We start from the raw sequence: 22,979 nt of genomic DNA on the forward strand, positions 1-22,979 counted from the left end.
CGTCGGGTTGTCACGTTGCGGTTTATTTTTTTTCCGCCGCTTCACGTCCGGCGACTTCGGCGTCCAGCTGCGCCAGTTTGGCGGCCATCAGATCATGACAGTGCGCCGCCAATTCACGTACCTGCTCTTTAGTGTAGGAACGGGTATCGATCGGCGGCAACATTTCCACAATCACATGGCCGTTATTCCAGCGGTTCAGCTTCACCTTATTGCTGGTGGTGGAAACGCAAATCGGCACGATCGGCACTTCCGCGCTGATGGCGGCATGAAAGGCGCCGGTTTTAAACGGCAGCAGCCCGCGCCCGCGGCTGCGCGTGCCTTCCGGGAACATCCAGATCGAGATATTGTTCTCTTTGATGTGCTTGACCACCTGGGCGATGGTGCCGTGCGCTTTGGCCCGGTTGTCGCGGTCAATCAGCAGATTGCCCGTCAGCCAGTACAGCGGACCGAAGAAAGGGATCCACAGCAGGCTTTTCTTGCCCACGGTGATCGTACGCGGCTGCACCGCGTTTGATGCGGTGACCATATCGTAATTATTCTGGTGATTGGCGATATAGATACATTTGCCGTAATGCGCCGCCTCTGGCGGGCTCCGCACCTCGACCTTCAGGCCGAACAGCCTGGACAGACGCCCGAACATATGACCGAACGTCGCCACATGGCGTGGATTTTTAGGACTGAAAAGACAGTAAATGGAGCCAAAAATACAGATCAGCAGCGAAAATAGAATCACCACGATAAAACGAAGAATGAATAACATAACAACCTCATTAGCCAACTGCCGCCGCTAGTATATACCTTTCAGTAACGCTAGTGGCTATAGCGACGTCGCTATAAAACATAATGGTTTTTTTTGCTGGCTGGATAGCGATCCATTCAACGGACAAAAACCGCCGGGAGCGGGCAAAACGGGGAACAGGAGGCCGCCTGTTCCCCCGGCGTGGATGATTTACTCTTCGCTACTGCCGTCGCCCGGTCGTTTCGGCGCATCGACATCAATGCGATCGATACGCTGCAGGCCGCGCAGCAAGGTGCCTTTCCGTCCGCGCTCGGACTGATATTTCTGCAGCTCGTTGGCGCGCAGAACCAGTTTGCGTTTACCGAAGTACAGCGTCACCGACGCCTGCGGCGGCAGCAGCAATAGCCAGGTCAGGCGATCCTTGCCGCTGGCGAAGTCCGCCGACGAAATAGAGATAATTTTATTGCCTTTCCCTTTCGACAGCTGCGGCAGGTCGGAAACCGGGAACAGCAGCATCCGGCCCGCCGCGGTGATCGCCAGCAGCGTATTGTCGTCCCCGTTGATCTCCAGGGGCGGCAGCACCTTGGCGTTGTCCGGCAGGGTGATAATCGCTTTGCCGGCGCGGTTGCGCGCCACCAGATCGTTAAAGGTGCAGACAAACCCGTAGCCGGCGTCGGACGCCATCAGCAAGGGCTGATCGTCCGCGGCCATCAGCACCTGCTCGACGGTCGCCCCCGGCGGAGGCGTCAGCTTGCCGGTTAACGGTTCGCCCTGTCCGCGCGCCGAAGGCAGCGTCAGCGGATCGAGCGCATAGCTGCGGCCGGTCGAGTCAATAAATACCACCGGCTGATTGGTTTTGCCCCGGGCGGCGGAGCGGAAGCTGTCGCCGGCTTTATAACTCAGCCCGGACGGATCGATATCATGCCCTTTGGCGCTGCGTACCCAACCCATCTCCGACAGCACGATGGTGACCGGCTCCGAAGGCACGAAATCATGCTCGCTCATCGCTTTCGCTTCAGCGCGCTCCTTCAGCGGCGAGCGGCGCTCGTCGCCGTAGGTCTGGGCGTCCGCCTGAATTTCCTTTTTCAGCAGGTTGCTCAGCTTACGCTCGGATGCCAGCAGGGCCTGCAAATGGTCGCGCTCTTTCGCCAGATCGTCCTGCTCGCCGCGGATTTTCATCTCTTCCAGCTTGGCCAGATGGCGTAATTTCAGTTCCAGAATCGCTTCGGCCTGGGTTTCGCTCAGGCTGAACTGGCGCATCAATACCGGCTTCGGCTCGTCTTCCGTACGGATGATGTGGATCACTTCATCGATATTGAGGAACGCAATCAGCAACCCTTCCAGAATATGCAGGCGTTTAAGCACTTTCTCCAGCCGGTAGTTCAAGCGGCGGCGCACGGTATCACGACGGAATACCAGCCATTCGGTCAGGATTTCAACCAGCCCTTTAACGGCGGGACGACCATCCAGACCGATCATATTCATATTGATGCGGTAGCTTTTTTCCAGATCGGTGGTGGCGAACAAATGGTTCATCACCTGATCCAGATCGATGCGGTTGGAGCGCGGCACCAGCACTAAACGGGTGGGATTTTCGTGGTCCGACTCATCGCGCAGGTCTTCAATCATCGGCAGCTTTTTGGCGCGCATCTGGCTGGCGATCTGCTCCAGCACCTTGGCGCCGGAAACCTGATGCGGCAGCGCGGTGATCACCGCTTCGCCATCCTCTTTCTTCCAGATGGCGCGCATACGCACCGAACCGCGCCCGTTCTGGTAAATTTTACGCACTTCATCGCGCGGGGTAATGATTTCCGCTTCGGTGGGGAAATCCGGCCCCTGAACGTGCTGCAACAAATCCTCCAGCGTGGCGCCGGGCTTATCGATTAACGCCACTGCGGCGGCGGCGATTTCGCGGATATTGTGCGGCGGGATGTCGGTCGCCATCCCGACGGCGATGCCGGTGGTGCCGTTAAGCAGAATATTCGGCAGACGGGCAGGCAGCATTTTCGGCTCCTGCAACGTGCCGTCGAAGTTCGGCACATAGTCGACCGTGCCCTGCCCCAGCTCGTTAAGCAGCAGCTCGGCGTATTTGGACAGCCGGGATTCGGTATAACGCATCGCCGCGAACGATTTCGGATCGTCCGGCGCCCCCCAGTTTCCCTGGCCGTCCACCAGCGGATAGCGGTAAGAGAACGGCTGCGCCATTAACACCATCGCTTCGTAACAGGCGCTGTCGCCGTGCGGATGATATTTACCCAATACGTCGCCCACGGTACGGGCGGATTTTTTAAACTTGGCGCTGGAATTCAGGCCCAGCTCCGACATGGCATAGACAATGCGGCGCTGCACCGGCTTCAACCCATCACCGATAAACGGCAACGCCCGGTCCATGATGACGTACATGGAGTAGTTCAGGTACGCATTTTCAGTAAACGTGTGCAGCGCCAGGCTTTCCGCGCCGTCATGCGTCATCTCGCTCATTTATCTCATTTCCTCACATCGCGGCGCGATTAATGCTCTCTTCAACGCGCCGCACAGCGGTATGTTCGGCGGGAATAGTACCTTATCCGCCCGGCCTCTGTCACAGAGAACAAAGACCCGCGACGTTAAAGGCCGTTTGACTTAATGGCCGGGAATGACGGCGATATGACATCTTCATTAAGAGTTCTTAATAAAATCACAATTGAAAACGCGAATGATAACTTTTATTTTTTGATAACGATTATCATTGCGATAGTTTTATGTTGCTACTAAACACGGATTTCAATTTCTGCTGGAGTCTATTGCCAGCAATCCGTTCCCTGTAGCGCCGACCGGAAAGCCGCCCATCAACAGAGCATCATTATGTTAATCAATAAGAATCTCAGAAAAATCATTCTCACCGGGATATTAACCGGTACGGCGCTAAACAGCGCTGCCGCCGATAACCCAACGTCGGCTAAAGCCAATACGGCCGACGAGTCTAGACCAACTGATGACGTGATGACGGTTTATTCTCCCAAAGTCGAGAAAGAAGCCGGCACCAAGACGACCATCACCGCCGGCGATATGCAGAAAGAGGGCGGTAATAATTTCAGCAACATTATGCGCTACCAGCCGCTGATCAGCGCGCCGGGCGTCACCAGCGGCGTCAGCGCCGGCAAAAGCAACTACGATCGCGGCGGCGCCAGCGGTTACAATATTCGCGGTCTGGAAAACAACCGGGTCTCCATCGATATCGATGGGGTGGAACTGCCCAGTTCCACCGATCGCGGAACATCCACGGTCAGCGGCCGCCGCCAGACGGGCAGCACCGGCATCGGCCGCGGCGATTATCTCGACCCCTATCTGTACGGTTCGGTGGAGATCGAATCCGGCGCCACGTCGGTCGCCAACAGTAATAACGCCCTGGGCGGCTCGGTCTCTTTCAAGCCGAAATCCGCCAATGATTACCTGCATGCCGACAAGCACAGCTATTTCGGCTATCAGGCGGGGTATGATTCCACCGACCGCAGCTTCCACAACGGCATTACCGCCGCCGGCGGAGACGACGATCTGCGCGGCGTCATCGTCGTCAGCCGCCGCGACGGCAACGAAACCGAAAACCACAGCGATGCCACCATCGACAGCACCCCGGCCAACTGGCACTCCAACGCGGTACTGGCCTCCGGTATCTGGCAAGCGACTGATGCGCATCAGCTTACCGCCACCGTCGATTATTACCACAAAACCAATCACGCCGATTTTCCGACCTGGAACATGAGCGCATCGGGTGTTTCTACACTCGATGGCAGTACCTCATATCAGGACAGTCAGACCCGCCGCTGGGGGTTCAGTCTGGCGGATCTCTATACGCCGGAAGATTTCTCGCTGTTCGACAGCCTGAATACCAAACTGTTCTATACCCAGACCGAAGCGCACGACTACACCGTCACGGACGCTTCCGCGCCGACTTCCGTCTGGAGCAACTATGATACCAACAGCTTTGGCCTGGAAAGCAAGGCCGCCAAGGAGTGGCGCAACCACAGTATCAGCTACGGTTTCAATGCCCGTCAGTCGAAAACAGAACGTCCGTTCACCGCGGAAAATCTGACAGCGAGCGGCCTGAATATCGATCTGGGGCGGCCACAGGCGGATAGCGAGATTATCAATCTGGGGGCTTTCGTACAGGATAAGATCACCTGGGAGCTGGCCGGCCGCGACTTCTCGATAGTACCGGGGGTACGCTTCGCCTGGCAGCACGCTGAACCGAAGAACGCCTCCAATCTGTTTACCAACACCAATGGCAATGTGACTTCGGATGAAGCAACCAGCATGTACGGCACCAATGCCGATGGACAGGTTATGCCATCCATCGCTTTCCAGTACCACCTCACGCCCGATTTGCTGGCCTACGTTCAATACCGGCGCGGCGCCCAGTTTCCCACTGACGGGCAATTGTATGGTTCCTGGGCTCTCGGCTATTTCGGCACCTCAAGTAGCTACGCCGTGCTGAGCGATCCGGACCTGAAAACCGAAACCAGCGATAACTATGAACTGGGACTGAAAGGCCAGATTGTGGAAGGGGTCACGCTGAGCGCGTCGGCCTTCTACAGCGATTACAATAACTTTATCGCCAACGGTTACTATCGCCGCGCCGATAATCCCGCCCTGTTCGCCAACGTGCCGAGTAGTCTCAGCATTCTTTATCTGACGGAGAACCGCGATAAAGCCTATATCTACGGCGGCGAGATCAGCGCAAAATTCAACCTCGGCACCTGGTTTGAACAGGCGAATGGCTTCAGCGCCCGTCTGGCCTACGGCTATACCGAAGGGGCATCAAAATCCAGCGCCAGCGGTGACTCCTATGTCGCTCTAGACTCGGTGACGCCGCAAAAAGCCGTGGTGGGCGTTGCCTACGATGATCCGTCCAACACCTATGGCGCCGCGCTGATCGCCACCTTCAATAAAGGCAAAACCGCCACCTATGCAGCGGGTCGTAAGCTCCCTTCCAGCGGAAACAGCCTGGGTTCTGACGATTATACTTTCATGCATGTTCCGGGCTACGCTCTGGTAGATCTGACCGCTTACTATCGCGTATCCAAAAACGTGAGGCTTAGCGGCGGCATCTACAACCTGACCGATCGCAAATACTGGGATTATCAAACCAGCCGCAATATAGAGGCGCCTACCAGCAACAGCGCCAGTGATATCAACTATTACAATCAGCAGTTGGCCGTCTCCCCCGGCCGCAGCTTCCAGCTTGGCGTCAACGTGGATTTCTAATCCCGACCGGCGTCAGGGCATAGCCCTGACGCCCTGCGCCTGCCTCACCCCAGACGGGATCTCAGTTGCTTGCGATCGATTTTCCCCACCGCGTTTTCCGGCAGTTTTTCCAGCCAATAATAACCGGCCGGCGCATGGCTGGCCGGCAGAAACGCTTTGATATGGTTATCGAGCTCCCGTTCGTCCGGCGCGTCGCCCGGCACGGGTTCGACAAACGCGACCGGCACCTCGCCCAGATCCGCGCAATGGCGGCCGACAACACAGCAGTTGCGGACCGCCGGATGTTTCAGCAGGATATTTTCGATAAGCTCCGGCGAGATATTTTCCCCGCCTCTGACGATCAGATTTTTCAGCCGTCCGGTGATGGTTAAAAAGCCCTCCCCATCAAAGCGGCCGATATCCCCGGTGCGCAGCCAACCGCACTCTATCGGGCTTGGCGCGCCGTCCGAGCCGACATAGCCGCGCATCAGCGAATCGCCGCGAATGCAGATTTCCCCCTCCGCCGCCGCATTCCAACCGCCGGGGCTGAACAGGGCAACCTGCTGCCCCGGCAGCGTTTGCCCCACCGTACCGATCTTTCTGCCGCCGGGCGGATTCATGGTCGAAGTACAGGTCGCTTCGGACAATCCGTAGGAAACCAGCAGTTCCACACCGAACGCCGCCTCGATATCCCGATGCAGCGACTCCGCCAGCAGCGCCGAACCACAGCGCAAAAAGCGCAACGATTTAACGTCCAGAGGGTGCGGAAGCGCCTTTACCACCGCCAGCACGCGCGAATAGATGGTCGGCACCCCGGTCATATAGGTTACGGCGTAGTCCGACAGCCATGACGGCACCCGTTCCGCCCGGAACCTGTCGGCCAGAATCACCGTCGCCCCTTGCAGCAGCGGCGCGATAATCTGGTTATTCACACCGTTGGTATGGTGCAGCGGCATCAGATGCAGCAACCGATCGGCCGGGGTAATGCGCGTCACGGCGATAACGCCGCGCGCATTATTGCGCAGATTGCGATGCGACAGCACAATTCCCTTGGGATTGCCCGTGCTGCCCGAGGTAAACAGCAACATGGCCGGCTCATCGCCCGAACCGGCGGAAACATCCTGTTCTTGCCGCCGCTCCCGGCTTAGCAGGGCCGACGAGCGATAAACGCGCACGCCTTCCGGCACGCCGACATCGTCCTCGTCCGTTACCAGCACCTTCATCACCACCGCAGCCATGCGCTCGGCGATGACCGGCCAGGAAACCCGCGGCTCCATAAAGCTCGGGCAGAACCCCGCCTCCATCAGCCCCAGGAACAGGGCGATGCCGTCGACCGATCGCGGCAGCCGAATACCGACAAACCGCGCCTCCCCCGGTGCGAATCCGGGACGCAGCAATCTGTCGGCGCCCGCGGCATAGGCGCTGACCCGCTGATAAAAATCATCATAGCTGACGTGCCGCGCCTCTTCAGGCCGCGGGGCGGGAACGATAAACGCCGTGCGCCCGGCTAGCGCATGGGGACGGATGCTGCGCAGAAAATCCACGGTTTCTCCCTCGGTGGAAGGCATGTCGTTACCATTCAGCATAATTTATTTATCAATATGCAGATTCAGATCCGCCGCAAAACGGCCGTCGGCATCCAGTTCGCGCAGCGCCTGCCGCTCCGCGCGCGTCGGCAACGGCGCCGGCTCGGCGGCGGCATAATCAAAGGCGAATCCGGTCATGGCGATAATCTGTTCGATGCTTTTCGCCGGGTGCCGGTATTTCAGCGCCAGCCGGCCGCGCCGCTTTTCAAACACCGCCGCCGGGGTGACCAGACCGCTGACGCCGCCGCTGGCGGTGGTGAAATCCAACTTGTCGACCAGCGTGCGGGGAGAGTGCTCGGTGCGCCACGTCACCGAGCGTCTGGCGGTCGGCAGCATAACCGCCGCGCCCCCGCCCCCCGGCAGACGCACCTTGGGCGCGTGCCAGTCGCCGATACAGGACACGTTGGTATTGCCTTGGCCATCCACCTGCGCCGCCCCCAGAAAGCAGAGATCCAATGCGCCTCTGGCGCACAGGTCATAGAAATCCTCGTTGGCGAAAATCGCGCGCGAGCCTTCCGCCAGCACCGGGTCGGAGCTGGATAGCGGCACGAAAGAGGGCGAAGGATCGACGCCGCCGGCGACATTGATATAGGTGAAGTCAAAGGCGTAGCTTTTTTTGGCCAGCAGACATGCCAGCATGGCGACCGAAGAGTTCACCCCGGAGAAGGTAATTTCATCGGGCCGGATAAACCTGGCCAGATTGATGACCAGAAATGAAAACGGCGAAAAAGAGAGGCTCATCACACTACTCCACGCTTTCCTGAGACGCCTCCGGCGCCATATCCAGATGCTGTTGCAGGAACGACGCGTCCCGCTGCGCCAGATAACCTTCTATCGCCGGACTATCCAGCGGATAATAGGGCCAGCACGACCCCGGCCAGCCGCCCCGCGGCACCACGGCGACGGCCTCGACCAGAAAATGCGGGATCAGCGTCAGTTCCGGGCGCGCCGCAAAGGCTTCTTCTTCCACCAGCTTTTCCGCCGTCAGCAGTACGCGCCCCGCGGCCCTTGAAATCAGATGGTCCCAGTTCGCGGTGCCGAATACCCGGCCGTCGCCATAGCGCGTCGCTTCGGCGACGTGTATCACCGCCACGTCAGGCTTGATGCGCGGGATAACCCAGGTGGTTTCGCCGGATCCATAGGGATCGGGCAGCGCGACCCATTGATTGAGCGCCGCCAGATCGGAACCATGCACCCCCGCCACCGGCTGAAACGGCACGCCAAACGCGGCGGCCCGCAGCCCCGCCGTCAAGGTGGCGCAGGCGTGCTCTTCCAACGCCAAACGGCCCGTTTCCACCGCGCGGCGATACCAGGGCGCCAGACCGAAATTCCCTTCCATCGCCACGATACCGCAGCGCGCTTTGGTCGCCACGCCCGCGCGGCAAAGAATGTCGATATCGTATCCCGGCGATTGTTTGATCAGTTCGATATTCTGCCGCCGCTGCCGGATCAACTCGCGGATCAAGGCGAACGGCGCACGATGCAGACAGGTTCCCCCCACGGCCAGCGACGAGCCGTCGGCAATGCGGGCGGCCAGTTCACCGAGAGAGACCAGCTTATCGCGGGGCTTTTTCGCCCCGTTTAGCGCGTTATATGACATAAACAGCTGTCCGTTAATGGCCGACAAGATTGAATTTCGCGATGCCGTCCCGCTTCAGTTGCTCCACCAGCTGCAATTCCCAGTCGATGTACCCCTGCATGGCCGATTTCGGACTATCAACGCCCTCGTAGGGCCGTTTATAAACGTCATCAACCGGAATCAGGGTAAAACCGAACCCCTGCTCCAGCGGAAGGCGGGCCTCGCGCCAGCCGCGCGTTCCCCCCGCAAGCGCAAAGCAGCGTTTGTCGGTCAGGCGTTTAAGTTCAGGCAACGTCGCCCGCGCCAACTCTCCATCGGCGGAGGTCAGAACCAGATTCTCCGCGCCGGAAAGCGCGGGCAGCAGCTGCGGCAGATAAATCCCCGGACAGAACAGGGCGCCGGGGACGTGGCCTTTGGCATAGGCGCTGCTGCGCGATAAATCGATGACCGCCGTTTTGTCCTGCTCCAGCCAACGAGACAGCGTTTCCGGCGTAACGGTCGAAGCGGCCGTCGCCGGCGCCGTCTCCGGCAGCGCGACGGCGGGTTTCAAATCCGCCGCCAGCCCGCCGGCCAGCACGGCGACGTCTTTCCAGCCCATCTGGCGCAGCCAGGAGGCGGCGATCGCCGCGCGCACGCCGTCATCGTCGGCCAAGACGATACGGGCGTTGCGGATGCCGATATATTCGTCCGTCGCCTGCACCAGCTGCCCTCCGGGGGCGTGCCGGAATCCTTCGGCCCTGACGAGCCGATACTCTTCCGGGCTGCGCACGTCGAAGCAGAACAAGCTGCGGGCATCCGACTCCGCCCGCCACGCCCGCAGCTCGTCGCGGGTGATAAAACGCGCTCCCGCCCGTTGCGCCAGGGACTCGGCGGCGGCGCGCGCTTTGCGCAGGTTCTCCGCGCCGACCCGCTCCGGCGCCCTGCGGCAGGCGCCGTATTCCAGCTGAAAACCGGCGATCAGCCAGCCGATGGTGCCGTTACGCAGCGCGACGACATGCTTGAACAGCCCGGAATTAATCAGCGACTGCGCGCCGATAATCGAGCGCGTCCGGCCCGCGCAGTTCACCACGATCGTCGTGTCCTCATCCCTGACCAACTCCGCGGCGCGCAAGACAAGCTCCGCGCCGGGAGCGCTGATCGAACCGGGTATCGTCATCACCTGATATTCGGAAAACGGCCTGGCATCGAGAATGACGATATTGTCGCCATTGCCGATGCGTTCCTGTAACGCTTGCGCCGTAATCATCGGCGTATTGGCATAGTGCGCGACCCACTCGCCGAACGCTTTCGAAGGCACGTTGACGTCACGAAACAGTTCGCCGCCGGCCCGCAGCCAGGCGGCCAAATCGCCCTTCACCGCGACGATATCTTCGTAGCCTTTCGCCGCCAGCCGCCGGTACGCCGTTGGCGCCAGCCCTTTGTCGGCATCAAACAGGACGACGGGCGCCCGGCGGTTCGGCACCAGACGCGCGACGTTCACCTCCAGCTCCGACAAGGGGATATTCACCGCCAGATAAGGCTGGGCCCGGCTGAACTCCCCCTCTTCCCGCAGGTCGATAAACGCGAACTCGCTCTCCGAGCGCAGCAGCGCCAGAGTCTGTTCGCTATCGATATAGGATAATGCGCGCTCATTACTCATGGATCACATACTCTTTAACGTTGACTTTTTCCTGTAAAATACGGTGTTTTGTCAGCCAGTCCGCGGCGAACTGGAACTGTTTAAGAAAGTCCTCATCGTTCGGTTTGAAGAACCGGTAGCTTCGGTTGAGAGAAATAAAGTAATTCTTGATTTCATCGCTGTATTTCCCCGCTTTCTGGCTGACCGCCTCCACCTCCTGCGGATGCGCGCTCGCCCATTCGCCTTCAGCGGCAAAGGCCTCGCCGACGGCTTTCACAATATCGGGATGTTGCCGGGCAAAGTCTTTATGCACCAGGAAGGAGTTGAAGTCATAAAGCGCGTCCAGATCCTTTTCTTCAAACACGTTGTGCGCTTTGTAGTTCTGCCGCGCGATATCGATCGCCGGGCTCCACCATGACCAGGCGTCCACTTTGCCGGCGCCCAGCGCCGCCGCCGCGTCCGCTGCGTTCAGATAAACCGTTTTGATTTTATCGCGATCGATATTGTGTTTTTCCAGCGCGGCGACAAATAGCACCTCTCCCAGGCCGGAACGGTTAACGGCGACCGTTTTGCCGATCAGATCCTCGAACTTGTTAATGCCGGAGTCGTCTTTGGCGATAATGGCGGAGGTTCTGGGCAGATAGATATAGAATTGCGTAAACGCCACCGGCGAACCGGCCAGAATGGCGGCCACCCCCGGCGTGGTCGAGCCGCCGAAGCTGAAATCCGCCGAACGCCCCACTACCGCCTGAATCGACTGAGCGTGGCCGGGAAAGGGACCGACCCACTCCACGCGAATGCCCTGCGACGCCAGGCGTTTATCCAGCTCTCCGCGCTCTTTGGCCAGCAGCGTGATATTTCCTCCGCCCCGGGCATAGGTCAGCCTCACCGTCTTGTTCTGCTCCGACTGATTATCCGCATTGGCGTATAACGGCGCCAACATTGCGCCCACCATTGCCAATATCATGCCGAAGCCGGTTATTGTTAACTTTCGTTGCAACTGCGCCATATATTTCCCCTGAAAAATTAAACCGATAACGAAACCCTTTTTATTCCCGGCGCCGCAGTGGCAATAAAGCGCCCGGCGTCATAAATACGCACAGGCTGCAATATACCGGGCGGTCAGTTAAGCGATACGCCTAATTCCGCCAGCAGCTTGTTATGGATAACCGTTCTGTCGCCATATTCATTAACCCAATATTCGCTATCGATACGGCCGTTTTTCATAATTAATATCCGATCGGCCAGTGTAATCGCTTCGTCAACGTCGTGCGTAACCAGCAGCACGCCCGGCTGATGTTTGCGGATTAACGTTTTGAGCAGCAAATGCATCTTGATACGGGTTAAGGCGTCCAGAGACGCGAAAGGTTCGTCCAGCAACAGTATCTGCGGCTCCTGGATAAAGGCTCTGGCAATCGCCACGCGCTGCGCCTGCCCCCCGGAGAGGTTTCTCGGCCAGTCGGTCAAACGGTCGCCCAGGCCGACCTCTTCCAGCGCCAGCGCCGCTTTGCGCTTTATCTCCCGCCTGTCGGCGCCGTTCATGCCCAGCGAGACATTGCGCCATAGCGCTTCCCAGGGCAGCAGGCGGTGTTCCTGAAAAACGACGGCGGGAGAACCAGCCACGCTGATTTCGCCGCTTTGCACCCTATCCAGACCGGCTATCGCCCGCAGCAGGGTGGTTTTTCCACAGCCGCTTTCCCCCAGCAAGGCGACGAATTCCCCTTTCATCAGCGTCAGGTTGATGCGGTTCAACACCACCTTTTCGCCGTAGGCTTTCACCAGGTGGCGGATGGACACCGCCGGCGAAGGCTGCGGCACGGCTGATCCCGCCATTAGCTTTTATCCGCCGCGTAATTCGCATGCCAGGCAAGAAAATGGCGCTCCAGCGCTCTGGCGACGGCGTCGGCGCTCATGCCGATAAGCGCGTAAATAACTATCGTCAGTACGATAATATCCGTCTGCAGGAACTCGCGCGCGTCCACGGCCAGAAAACCGATGCCGCTGCTGGCGCCGACGGTTTCCGCAATCACCAGCGCCAGCCACGCGGTGGCGAGGGAGTAGCGGACGCCGGTTAAAATAGAGGGAAGCGCCGCCGGGAAAACGATGCGTCGGATGGTGGTGAACGCGCTTAATTTCTGCACCTTCGCCAGCTCAAACAGCTTGGGATCAATCTGCCTGATGCCTAACGTAGTATTGATATACATAGGAAAACTGACGCCCAGCGCCACCATGAATATTTTCTGCTCCTCGCCCACGCCGAACCATACGATAACCAGCGGAAGCATCGCCAGAAACGGAATGGCGCGCATCATTTGAATCGTTCTGTCGAGAAGAACGCCGACGATAATGGAAAATCCCACCGCCAGTCCCAACGAGAAACCGACGGCCGCGCCGATACCCCATCCGATAGCCGCACGCGACATGCTGACCAGCAGGTCGCGCTGCAAGGTGCCGTCGCGGAATAAATCCACCGCCGCGGAAAAAACCTTACTCGGCGCAGGCAATATTTCGGGCATTATCCAAGCGGAGCGGCAGGCATATTCCCAAAGCAGGAATAATAGAAAGGGGATGAGCCAGGACAGTAACGGCTTCCATCGGGAATGGGAAAATAAGGCCTTGAGAATAATTAATCTCGCCAGATATTTATTCCCTGAGCCGGAATCGATGCTCTGATTGTACATAGAAGCTATTCCGCATTAAAAACAGGATCGAATTAGCCAATCTTCGCAATAGAGCGCAAAGACATAATAAAAATATAATAATAAATTATACGATTATTTTTCTTAAAAAGAATGCGGATGTAAAAGCAGTATTTCTCCTATGGTTAGTCTTAAATAAAATATAGCGAACCCTGCGCGCCGCCAATTCCGGCGACGAGCGGAAAACCGATCGCCGCCGCGGCGGCGTACCGTCTCAAGCGGAAAACAGGCGGGTTATACTTCGATCTCCGCCCGGTCGCCTTTCTCCTGCAGCCAGTTGCGCCGATCTTCCGCCCGCTTTTTCGCCAGTAGCATATCCATCATCGCCATCGTCTGGTCGATATCTTCATCGTTAATCGTCAGCTGCACCAGCCGGCGGGTATTGGGATCGAGCGTGGTTTCCCGCAGCTGCAGCGGGTTCATTTCACCCAGTCCTTTAAAGCGCTGCACGTTGGGTTTGCCCTTTTTACGCTTGAGCTGCTCCAGCACGCCCGCTTTTTCCTCTTCATCCAGCGCGTAATACACCTCTTTGCCGAGATCGATGCGGTACAGCGGCGGCATCGCCACATAGACATGGCCGCCCTTCACCACCGAGCGGAAATGGCGCACGAACAGGGCGCACAGCAGCGTGGCGATGTGTAGGCCGTCGGAGTCCGCATCCGCCAGGATGCAAATCTTGCCGTAACGGAGCTGGCTTAAGTCGTCGCTGTCGGGATCAATGCCGATGGCCACCGAAATATCGTGCACTTCCTGGGAGGCCAGCACCTCATCGGAAGAGACTTCCCAGGTATTCAGGATCTTGCCCTTCAGCGGCATAATCGCCTGAAATTCACGCTCCCGCGCCTGCTTGGCGGAGCCGCCCGCCGAGTCCCCTTCCACCAGAAACAGTTCGGTGCGGTTAAGATCCTGCGAGGTGCAGTCCGCCAGCTTGCCGGGCAGCGCGGGGCCGCTGGTCAGCTTTTTGCGCACCACTTTTTTGGCCGCGCGCATGCGGCGCTGGGCGCTGGCGATAGCCAGTTCGGCCAGCTGTTCCGCCGCCTGGATATTCTGGTTCAGCCACAGGCTGAACGCATCTTTCACCACGCCGGAAACAAAGGCCGCGCACTGGCGTGAAGAGAGACGCTCCTTGGTTTGCCCGGCGAACTGCGGATCCTGCATCTTGACCGACAGCACATAGGCACAGCGCTCCCAGATATCGTCGGCGCTCAGCTTTACGCCGCGCGGCAGAATATTGCGGAACTCGCAGAACTCGCGCATGGCGTCCAGCAGGCCCTGGCGCAAACCGTTAACGTGCGTGCCGCCCATCGGGGTGGGGATCAGGTTGACGTAGCTTTCGGTCAGTAACTCTCCCCCTTCCGGCAGCCACAGCAGCGCCCAGTCCACCGCTTCGGTGTCGCCGGCAATCGCCCCCAGAAACGGTTTTTCCGGCAGGGTGATCAAGCCATTCACCGCTTCGCACAGGTAATCGTTCAGCCCGTCCTGATAGCACCAGCGCTGCTCGGTATTATTGACCTTATCTTTAAAAACGATTTCGACGCCGGGACACAACACCGCCTTGGCTTTTAGCAGATGCGTCAGGCGGGAAACGGAAAAACGCGGGCTGTCGAAGAATTTTTCATCCGGCCAGAAATGAACGCGGGTGCCGGTGTTGCGGCGGCCGCAGGCGCCGGTGACGGTAAGATCCTGCACTTTGTCGCCATTCTCAAACGCCATGTCGTACACCTGACCGTCGCGCCGCACCGTCACTTCCACCCGCGAAGAGAGCGCGTTGACCACCGAGATCCCCACGCCGTGCAGGCCGCCCGAAAACTGATAGTTTTTATTGGAGAATTTACCGCCCGCGTGCAGGCGGCACAGAATCAGCTCAACCGCCGGGACGCCCTCTTCAGGGTGGATATCCACCGGCATCCCGCGGCCGTCATCAATCACTTCCAATGACTGGTCGGCGTGCAAAATCACATCAATACGGCGCGCATGCCCGGCCAATGCCTCATCGATGCTGTTGTCTATCACTTCTTGCCCTAAATGGTTGGGACGAGAGGTGTCGGTGTACATTCCCGGGCGACGGCGCACCGGTTCCAGTCCGCTGAGTACTTCAATCGCATCGGCGTTATAACTTGATTGCGTCATGGTTTGATTTAATTCGTTGTTTTAAATGAATAAGTGGTGAACTATACCGCTGGTGCGTCATTCACGAACGAATGGCGGGCAAGGTTCATTTTCGCACTGTCGCCATCATCGTCATCGGCCCCCTGTCGATCAGTCGGTCGCGAGCCCCAGAAAATTCACGATGGGCGAAAAAAAGTGCTCAAATCCGACAAAGGCATGATTGCCCCCTGATTCCACCGTCTGGCGGCAGGAGGTGTAATAAGCGACGGCCTGACGATAATCCAGCACTTCATCGCCGGTCTGCAACAGCAGCCACAGCAAATCAGGCGACTCCAGCGGCTCAACCTGCATGACCTTGAGATCGTAAACGTGCCGCGACTCTAGCACATATTGCTCGCCCGTGTAGGGGTTCTGATACTCCCCCAGATGGTCGAGCAGCAGTTCAAACGGCCGCACGGCGGGATTCACCACGACGGCGGGCAAGGTGAAACACTGGGATAGCCAGGTGGCATAATAACCGCCGAGCGAAGAACCGACAATGCCCAGCGGGCGACCCGCATGCGCCAGCACCAGCGACTCCATCAGCTCGGCCGCTTCATCCGGGTAGGGCGGAAGCTGCGGCGTCAGCATTTCAATCGCGGGATGATGAACCACCAGCCACGCTTTCAGCGCCGTGGCTTTTGCCGAATTGGGCGTGCTGTTGAAACCGTGCAGATAGAGTAAAGTCGGCATTAATAACCGTCCGAATTCATATCCGGCAAGAATTCATTGCCCTGCAGACGAAACACCTCGGTTTCCAGCTGGCCGTCCGGCATTAAATCCAGATAACGCCAGCCGGGCGCCACGTCGTCAATGGCGAAACTGGTGCAATGGGGTTTGAACTGAACGCAGGTGGAGGGCGTTGCCAGCAGACGACGGCCATGCCAGCCGAGATCGAGTTCCTGGTGAATATGTCCGCAAAGAATGGTATTCACCCGCGGGTAACGGGCCAGTATCGCCGCCAGACTATGCGCATTGCGCAGGCTGTGCTGGTCCAGCCAATTACAGCCCGAAGGATGAGGATGATGGTGCAATAATAGCAGCGTATAGCGATCCGGCTGGCTTTGCAGAGTGCGTTCCAGCCATTCGAGCTGATAATCGCTCAACTCGCCGTGGGGCACGCCGAAAACCTGGCTATCCAGCAGAATAGTCTGCCACTTATCCCCCAGCAGCACATGCTTGGACGGCGCAATTCCCGCCTCCGCCAGCGCATCCACCATCGCCGGCTGAAAATCATGATTACCCGGCAACCACACGCAGGGCGCGGACAACCGCCTGATCCCGCGGGAAAAATGGCGATAGGCTTCCAGCGAGTGGTCCTGCGCCAAATCGCCCGTCGCGACGATTAAATCAAACGCATATTGCTGAGCCTGTATGGCATCCAGCACCGCGTGATAACTGCGGTATGTGTTAATACCCAGCAGCGTTTCATGCTCGCCGGCAAAAAGATGGGTATCCGTTATTTGTAAAATCCTGATTCTGGCCCCATGCGCCACAGGAAGTGTCAACAGGCTTTCCAAATGATGGTGTCCTTGGTTACTTAAATCTGTCTAACAAACCGGGATCGACATCGAACCATACGCCAAACAATATTTTAGCCAATCAGCAAGAAACTGATTAATTTGATGCTTTTCGTCACGTTGGTGTAACTTCTTATTCGGGTAATCATAACGTGCTTTGAAGCGAAAGATCTGCTGACTGGCACACACTTCCGCAACCAGCGCGTCATGATACAGCCTGACCGTCATCATCGGCAGGCTCCAGTAGCTTACCGCCGGCGCAATCTGCTGAATCTTGACCAAAGAGGTGTAACGGGTTGATTCAAGAATGGTTAAGCGATAGACGGCATTATTAACGTGATAAACCGCGGTTTCACCGACTTCGTCTATACGGGGCAGCAAACGCCGTAATTGCATGAAATTGGTTTCGCATAGCCTCATCATTGCCGGGAAATCCGGGGTATAACGCTTCATAAATTCAATCCACCCACTCGTTTCTCAGTTTTTCATGGTGCAACGCCAACCATTGCAAGGCAATGACGGACGCCGCGTTATCGATAATCCCATCCTCAACCCACTGATAAGCCTGTTCACGGCTGACCACATGCACCCGGATATCTTCATTTTCCTCCGCCAGGCCATGAATGCCTGCCGCGGTGCGGGCATCCACCTCGCCCACCATAACGGTCAGACGTTCGCTGGTGCCGCCGGGGCTGGCAAGATAGCTGACGATTGGCCGGCAGCGGCCGACGACCAGTCCCGCTTCTTCCTGCGCTTCCCGGCGCGCCACCTGCTCCAGACTCTCGCCCGGTTCAATCATGCCCGCCACCAGTTCAAGCAGCCAGGGGGAGACGCTGGTGTCATAGGCGGCAATGCGGATCTGTTCAGCCAGCACCACCTCGTCGCGCAGCGGATCATACGGCAACAGGACAACCGCGTGTCCGCGTTCGAAGATCTCGCGGCTGACTTCTTCACTCATTTCACCATTAAACAGTCGATGACGGAAACGATAGCGCACCAGTGAAAAAAAACCTTTGTATAATTCATCTCGTGCAATAATTTCTACATCATCTTTACTAAAGGTAACCTGACTGGATACTGAAGACACCATGATTCAACTCCTGTAGCGGATATTGGTGGAATCCATCATTATTGTATGGCGAAAATCCCCGTCATCATACTCGCTGTTGATTGTGGTAGATTTAGATAAGCTTGGAATTTTCCCCTGGCGCGGGGACTCGCCTAATCGGGAAAATTTCAGGAAATATGGCACGTTCAGTTACCTTATTCTATTGGCAGATTCTGATAGAATCGAAAACCATTCGTCTATAGACAGCGCTATCATAGCGACATTGCTGTACAACAAGGAACGCAAATGAAGAAATTGCTCCCTCTTCTTATTGGTTTGAGCCTGGGCGGTTTTAGTTTAATGAGTCAGGCGGAAAACCTGCTACAGGTATACCAACAAGCTAAAAACTCGAATCCAGACTTACGTAGCTCAGCAGCCACCCGTGATGCCGCGTTTGAAAAAATCAATGAAGCACGCAGTCCGTTGTTGCCACAATTGGGCTTAGGCGCGGATTACACCTATACCGATGGTTTTCGAGATAACAACGGCATTAACAATGATGTTAAAAGCGCATCATTACAGTTAACCCAGACGCTGTTCGATATGTCTAAATGGCGCGCGCTGACCTTGCAGGAAAAGCAGGCCGGCATTGAAGACGTCACCTATCAGACGGCCCAGCAAACGCTTATCCTGGATACGGCCACCGCCTATTTCAACGTACTGCGCGCCATTGATTCCCTGTCTTATGTCAGCGCGCAGAAACAGGCTATTTATCGCCAACTGGACCAGACTACTCAGCGTTTTAATGTCGGTCTGGTCGCCATTACCGACGTACAGAACGCTCGCGCCGAATACGATAACGTTCTTGCCAACGAAGTGCTGGCCCGCAATACGCTGGATAACTATCTGGAAGTTCTGCGTCAGGTCAGCGGTAATTTTTACCCGCAGTTGGCGGGTCTGGACATCAACCGTTTTTCGACGCAGAAGCCGGGAGGGGTCAACGATCTGTTGAAACAGGCGGAAAACCGCAACCTGAGTCTGTTGTCCGCCCGCCTGAGCCAGGATTTGGCGCGTGAGCAAATCCGTTATGCTCAGACAGGACATATGCCGACGCTGGATCTGACCGCCTCCAGCAGCGTAAGCGATACCAGCTACTCTGGTTCCAACGCCCGCGGCAGCTCATATACCGACCGTAACATAGGCCAAAACCAGGTTGGCGTCAGCTTTAACCTGCCGCTGTATAGCGGCGGAGCGACCAGTTCGCAGGTGAAACAAGCCCAGCACAGTTTTGTCAGCGCCAGTGAACTGCTGGAGAGCGCCCATCGTTCCGTCGTTCAGACCGTGCGCTCTTCGTTTAATAACATTTTAGCGTCCGTCAGCAGCATCAACGCCTATAAACAGGCTGAAGTTTCCGCGCAAAGTTCCCTGGACGCGATGGAAGCCGGCTATCAGGTCGGTACGCGAACCATTGTCGACGTACTGGATGCCACGACGACGCTATACAACGCCAAACAGCAACTTTCCAGCGCCCGTTATGATTACCTGATTAATCAGCTAAACATCAAATCAGCGCTGGGCACGTTGAATGAAAGCGATCTGCAAGCGCTGAATGCCGCGTTAGGCCAGCCGGTGTCGACCACGCCGCCGGTCGCCGACGAGAACGGCGCCGCGCCGCTGGCCGGCACCACGACGGCATCGGCCGGGTTGCTGCGGTAATCCACGCCAGGGGAACATGTTGTTCCCCTTTTCCTCCTCCGGGGCGCTGCCGGTCAGATAAAGCGAAGCGCCGCACAACTGAATGTATAGCAACGTAAAGAGTGGCTCGGTTACCGCCATTGGTGCTTTAAATTCACGCAGCCTTCCCCTATTCTTAAGCGCAATTGTTAACAATTGGGCATGATGTCTTTTCTCTGGGATTAACACGATGAAACGCACCAAAAATATCAATCAGGAAACTTTCCGCAAAGGGTGGCGAACCTATCGTTTGGCGCCCATCGCGCTAGCGGTCAGTACGGTATTCGTACTGGCCGGCTGTGAGCAAGCCGATGAAACGGTTTCGCTGTATCAGAACGCCGACGACTGCTCAAGCGCCAATCCGTCCATGAGCGCGCAATGCACCACGGCATACAATAACGCGCTGAAAGAGGCGGAAAAAACCGCGCCGAAATACGCCACCCGCGAAGACTGCGTCGCCGAGTTCGGCGAAGCGCAGTGTACTCAGGCGCCAGCGCCCGCACAGGCCGGGGTAGGCACAGGCGCGGCCGCTGAATCCCAGCAGAGCGGCGGCTTCTGGATGCCGCTGATGGCCGGCTACATGATGGGCCGGATGATGGGCGGCTCAGGTTTCGCGCAGCAGCCGCTGTTTACCTCGAAATCCCCGACCAGCCCGGCCAACGGCAAGTTTGTCGATGCCAGCGGTAAAAATTACGGCAACGCGACGACCGGCCGCAGCATCAACGTACCGAAAACGGCGCTGGCTCCCAAACCGGCCACCACCACCACCGTTACCCGCGGCGGATTTGGCGAAACCGTCGCCAAACAGACCAGCATGCAGCGCAGCAACGCCAGTTCCAGCTCTTCCCGTAGTATGGGTGGCTGAGGATCTATTTAATGAAGCGGATTGAAATTAAGGAACGCCCCGACTGGCGTGAGAAAGCCACTGAATTCGGCTTCCGTTTTCACACCATGTACGGCGAACCCTACTGGAGTGAAGAGGCGTATTATCAGTTTACCCTCGCCCAGATTGAAGAGTTGGAAGATACCACCGCGGAGCTGCACCAGATGTGCTTGCAGGTGGTGGAAAAGGTCGTTAACAGCGAAGCGCTGCTGGCAAAATTCCGCATCCCCAAACACACCTGGGAATTTGTCAGAAACTCCTGGCGCACCAACCAGCCGTCGCTCTATTCCCGCCTCGATCTGGCTTATGACGGCCAGACGCCGGCCAAACTGCTGGAAAATAACGCCGATACGCCGACATCGCTCTACGAGGCGGCATTTTTCCAATGGCTGTGGCTGGAAGATCAAATCAAGGCCGGGCAGTTGCCGCAAACCGCCGATCAGTACAACAGCATCCAGGAAAAGCTGATCGAACGTTTTGAAGATCTTAAACTGAACCACGGCTTCGGCCTGCTGCATTTCGCCTGCTGTCAGGATACGCAAGAAGATCGCGGTACGGTGCAATACCTGCAGGATTGCGCGCTGGAAGCCGGTCTGCCGAGTGAATTCCTGTATATGGAAGAAATCGGCCTCGGCGAAAAAGGCCAGTTCACCGATCTGGAAAACCAGGTCATCAGTAACCTGTTCAAGCTCTATCCGTGGGAATTCATGCTGCGCGAGATATTCTCCACCAAGCTGGAGGACGCCGGCGTGCGCTGGCTGGAACCCGCCTGGAAAAGCATTATCTCCAATAAGGCGCTGCTGCCGATGCTGTGGGAAATGTTCCCCAACCACCCGAACCTGCTCCCCGCCTATTTCACCGAGGATGAACACCCTGCGCTGGAGAATTACGTCATCAAGCCGTTGTTTTCCCGTGAAGGCGCCAATATTCAAATCGTGGAAAATGGCAGGGAAATCGCCGCGGTGGGCGGGCCATACGGCGAAGAGGGCAAAATCATCCAGCAGTATCATCCGTTGCCCAAATTTAGCGATAGCTATACGCTGATTGGCAGCTGGCTGGTAAACGATCAGCCCTGCGGCATCGGCGTCCGTGAAGACCGCGAGTTGATCACCCAGGATCTATCGCGTTTCTACCCGCATACTATTGTGGATTGACGGTAAAAGGGCACGGTTTTCAGACCGTGCCTCAGCACTATATTTTATCCCACCTGCACCGACAGCATACTCAGCGATCCCATTTCAATGCCGTCGACCGGGATGCCGATGGCCTCTTTGCCATCCCAGCTTCCCAGCACATACAGCAACGGCAGATAGTGATCCGGCGTCGGGTTGGATAATGCCGCGCCCTCATGCTGCATAAAGTTGATCAGCGGATGATTGTCTCCCTGATAGGTTAGGTTATCTAGTACAAACTGATTGAACGAAACCGCCCAGGGATAGGGTTTCGCTTCCCCGTCCCATTTGACCATCCGCAGGTTATGCACTACGTTGCCGCTGGCGACGATCATGATGCCCTCATCCCGCAACGCCGCCAGTTTACGCCCCAGTTGGTAGTGATACCCGGCAGGCTGCGTGCCGTCGACGCTCAGCTGCACCACGGGGATATCCGCCTGCGGATACATTTTTATCAGCACGCCCCAGGCGCCGTGATCCAGACCCCATTCGCCGCCGTCCGCCGCCACCGGGATCGGCGCCAGCAGCCGTTGAATTTTTTCGGCCAGCTCGGGCGAGCCAGGCGCCGGATACTGCGTATCAAACAACGCCTGGGGAAAACCGCCGAAATCATGGATCGTGCGGGGTTTTTCCATCGCCGTCACCGCCGTGCCGCGGGTATACCAGTGGGCGGAAACCGCCACGATAGCTTTGGGACGCGGCAACTTTTCTCCTAACGCCTGCCATGCCTGGGTATAGGGATTATTTTCCAACACGTTCATCGGGCTACCATGGCCGAGGAACAGTGCAGGCATCCGGGAAGTGTGGTTCATAAAAATATCCTTAGGTCATCAGCGTCGTGCCGCAGCACGTTATGGGGCTACTTTACGCCTTTAGCGCGCCGAAAAAAGTCGGATATCCGTGATGAAGAGCATCAATAAATTTGAAGAGAATAGGTAGCGGGCAGAAAGCACGCCATAAAAAAACGGCCAACGCGAATGGTGAAATACGCGTTGGCCGTATAAAAAATTAAGGGAGTCGACCGTTAAGC

At 57.4% G+C, this 22,979-nt stretch carries 19 protein-coding genes; 4 read left to right on the forward strand and 15 right to left on the reverse strand.

Translation table 11 applies throughout. The annotated features are described in order from the left end of the window. Window positions 1-22: 22 nt before the first annotated feature. The gene (locus EH206_RS20550) at window positions 23-760 is read right to left on the reverse strand and encodes a 1-acylglycerol-3-phosphate O-acyltransferase (protein ID WP_009114699.1); all 738 of its coding nucleotides are present in this window, start codon (window positions 758-760) and stop codon (window positions 23-25) included. A gap of 189 nt (window positions 761-949) precedes the next feature. Further along, window positions 950-3,220 carry a DNA topoisomerase IV subunit A gene (gene parC / locus EH206_RS20555; protein ID WP_009114700.1) on the reverse strand — a complete coding sequence of 757 codons (2,271 nt, stop codon included), beginning with the start codon at window positions 3,218-3,220 and terminating at the stop codon, window positions 950-952. Window positions 3,221-3,583: 363 nt separating this feature from the next. On the opposite strand from parC, the gene EH206_RS20560 reads away from it, so the two are divergent. Beyond that, entirely contained in the window at window positions 3,584-5,983 is a 2,400-nt protein-coding gene (locus EH206_RS20560) for a TonB-dependent hemoglobin/transferrin/lactoferrin family receptor (protein ID WP_009114701.1), read from the forward strand. Between the two features lie 44 nt (window positions 5,984-6,027). On the opposite strand, the gene EH206_RS20565 is transcribed toward EH206_RS20560, so the two are convergent. The 12 genes from EH206_RS20565 to nudF all read right to left on the reverse strand — a co-directional run bounded on the left by EH206_RS20565 (window position 6,028) and on the right by nudF (window position 18,202). After that, window positions 6,028-7,548 carry a class I adenylate-forming enzyme family protein gene (locus EH206_RS20565; protein ID WP_009114702.1) on the reverse strand — a complete coding sequence of 507 codons (1,521 nt, stop codon included), beginning with the start codon at window positions 7,546-7,548 and terminating at the stop codon, window positions 6,028-6,030. Window positions 7,549-7,551: 3 nt separating this feature from the next. Further along, entirely contained in the window at window positions 7,552-8,289 is a 738-nt protein-coding gene (locus EH206_RS20570; RefSeq protein WP_009114703.1) for a CoA-transferase subunit beta, read from the reverse strand. 4 nt (window positions 8,290-8,293) lie between these two features. Beyond that, the gene (locus EH206_RS20575; RefSeq protein WP_009114704.1) at window positions 8,294-9,148 is read right to left on the reverse strand and encodes a CoA transferase subunit A; all 855 of its coding nucleotides are present in this window, start codon (window positions 9,146-9,148) and stop codon (window positions 8,294-8,296) included. Between the two features lie 13 nt (window positions 9,149-9,161). After that, window positions 9,162-10,766, reverse strand: coding sequence for a rhodanese-like domain-containing protein (locus EH206_RS20580; RefSeq protein WP_009114705.1), 1,605 nt, complete (start codon window positions 10,764-10,766; stop codon window positions 9,162-9,164). Then, on the reverse strand, window positions 10,759-11,754 hold the full coding sequence (locus tag EH206_RS20585) for an ABC transporter substrate-binding protein (protein WP_009114706.1): 996 nt from the start codon (window positions 11,752-11,754) through the stop codon (window positions 10,759-10,761). The genes EH206_RS20580 and EH206_RS20585 overlap by 8 nt, the downstream gene beginning before the upstream one ends. A 113-nt stretch (window positions 11,755-11,867) precedes the next feature. Beyond that, entirely contained in the window at window positions 11,868-12,578 is a 711-nt protein-coding gene (locus EH206_RS20590; RefSeq protein ID WP_009114707.1) for an ABC transporter ATP-binding protein, read from the reverse strand. After that, on the reverse strand, window positions 12,578-13,261 hold the full coding sequence (locus EH206_RS20595; protein ID WP_232216552.1) for an ABC transporter permease subunit: 684 nt from the start codon (window positions 13,259-13,261) through the stop codon (window positions 12,578-12,580). Before EH206_RS20595 ends, EH206_RS20590 begins: the two co-directional genes overlap by 1 nt. A gap of 417 nt (window positions 13,262-13,678) precedes the next feature. After that, complete coding sequence (gene parE, locus EH206_RS20600; protein ID WP_009114709.1) at window positions 13,679-15,574, reverse strand: DNA topoisomerase IV subunit B; 1,896 nt, start codon at window positions 15,572-15,574, stop codon at window positions 13,679-13,681. Between the two features lie 129 nt (window positions 15,575-15,703). Beyond that, entirely contained in the window at window positions 15,704-16,285 is a 582-nt protein-coding gene (gene yqiA, locus EH206_RS20605; protein ID WP_009114710.1) for an esterase YqiA, read from the reverse strand. After that, a complete protein-coding gene (cpdA, locus tag EH206_RS20610; protein ID WP_009114711.1) occupies window positions 16,285-17,112 on the reverse strand; it encodes a 3',5'-cyclic-AMP phosphodiesterase in 828 nt (275 codons plus the stop codon). The genes yqiA and cpdA overlap by 1 nt, the downstream gene beginning before the upstream one ends. A 30-nt stretch (window positions 17,113-17,142) precedes the next feature. Next, window positions 17,143-17,565 (reverse strand): DUF1249 family protein, encoded by a 423-nt coding sequence (locus EH206_RS20615; protein WP_009114712.1) that lies wholly within the window; start codon window positions 17,563-17,565, stop codon window positions 17,143-17,145. Between the two features lie 4 nt (window positions 17,566-17,569). Further along, window positions 17,570-18,202 carry an ADP-ribose diphosphatase gene (gene nudF, locus EH206_RS20620; protein WP_009114713.1) on the reverse strand — a complete coding sequence of 211 codons (633 nt, stop codon included), beginning with the start codon at window positions 18,200-18,202 and terminating at the stop codon, window positions 17,570-17,572. A gap of 264 nt (window positions 18,203-18,466) precedes the next feature. Here nudF and tolC point away from each other — a divergent pair, with 264 nt between their 5' ends. The 3 genes from tolC to EH206_RS20635 all read left to right on the forward strand — a co-directional run bounded on the left by tolC (window position 18,467) and on the right by EH206_RS20635 (window position 21,931). After that, complete coding sequence (gene tolC, locus EH206_RS20625) at window positions 18,467-19,876, forward strand: outer membrane channel protein TolC (RefSeq protein WP_009114714.1); 1,410 nt, start codon at window positions 18,467-18,469, stop codon at window positions 19,874-19,876. Between the two features lie 208 nt (window positions 19,877-20,084). Then, window positions 20,085-20,759: a DUF1190 family protein gene (locus tag EH206_RS20630; RefSeq protein WP_009114715.1), complete on the forward strand. Its 675-nt coding sequence runs from the start codon at window positions 20,085-20,087 to the stop codon at window positions 20,757-20,759. 11 nt (window positions 20,760-20,770) lie between these two features. After that, the gene (locus tag EH206_RS20635; protein WP_009114716.1) at window positions 20,771-21,931 is read left to right on the forward strand and encodes a glutathionylspermidine synthase family protein; all 1,161 of its coding nucleotides are present in this window, start codon (window positions 20,771-20,773) and stop codon (window positions 21,929-21,931) included. A 44-nt stretch (window positions 21,932-21,975) separates the two neighbouring features. Here EH206_RS20635 and ygiD read toward each other — a convergent pair whose 3' ends face one another. Continuing rightward, entirely contained in the window at window positions 21,976-22,761 is a 786-nt protein-coding gene (gene ygiD / locus EH206_RS20640; RefSeq protein ID WP_009114717.1) for a 4,5-DOPA-extradiol-dioxygenase, read from the reverse strand. Window positions 22,762-22,979 lie beyond the last annotated feature (218 nt).

This window comes from Brenneria nigrifluens DSM 30175 = ATCC 13028, from assembly GCF_005484965.1.
Taxonomy (GTDB): Bacteria; Pseudomonadota; Gammaproteobacteria; order Enterobacterales; family Enterobacteriaceae; genus Brenneria; species Brenneria nigrifluens.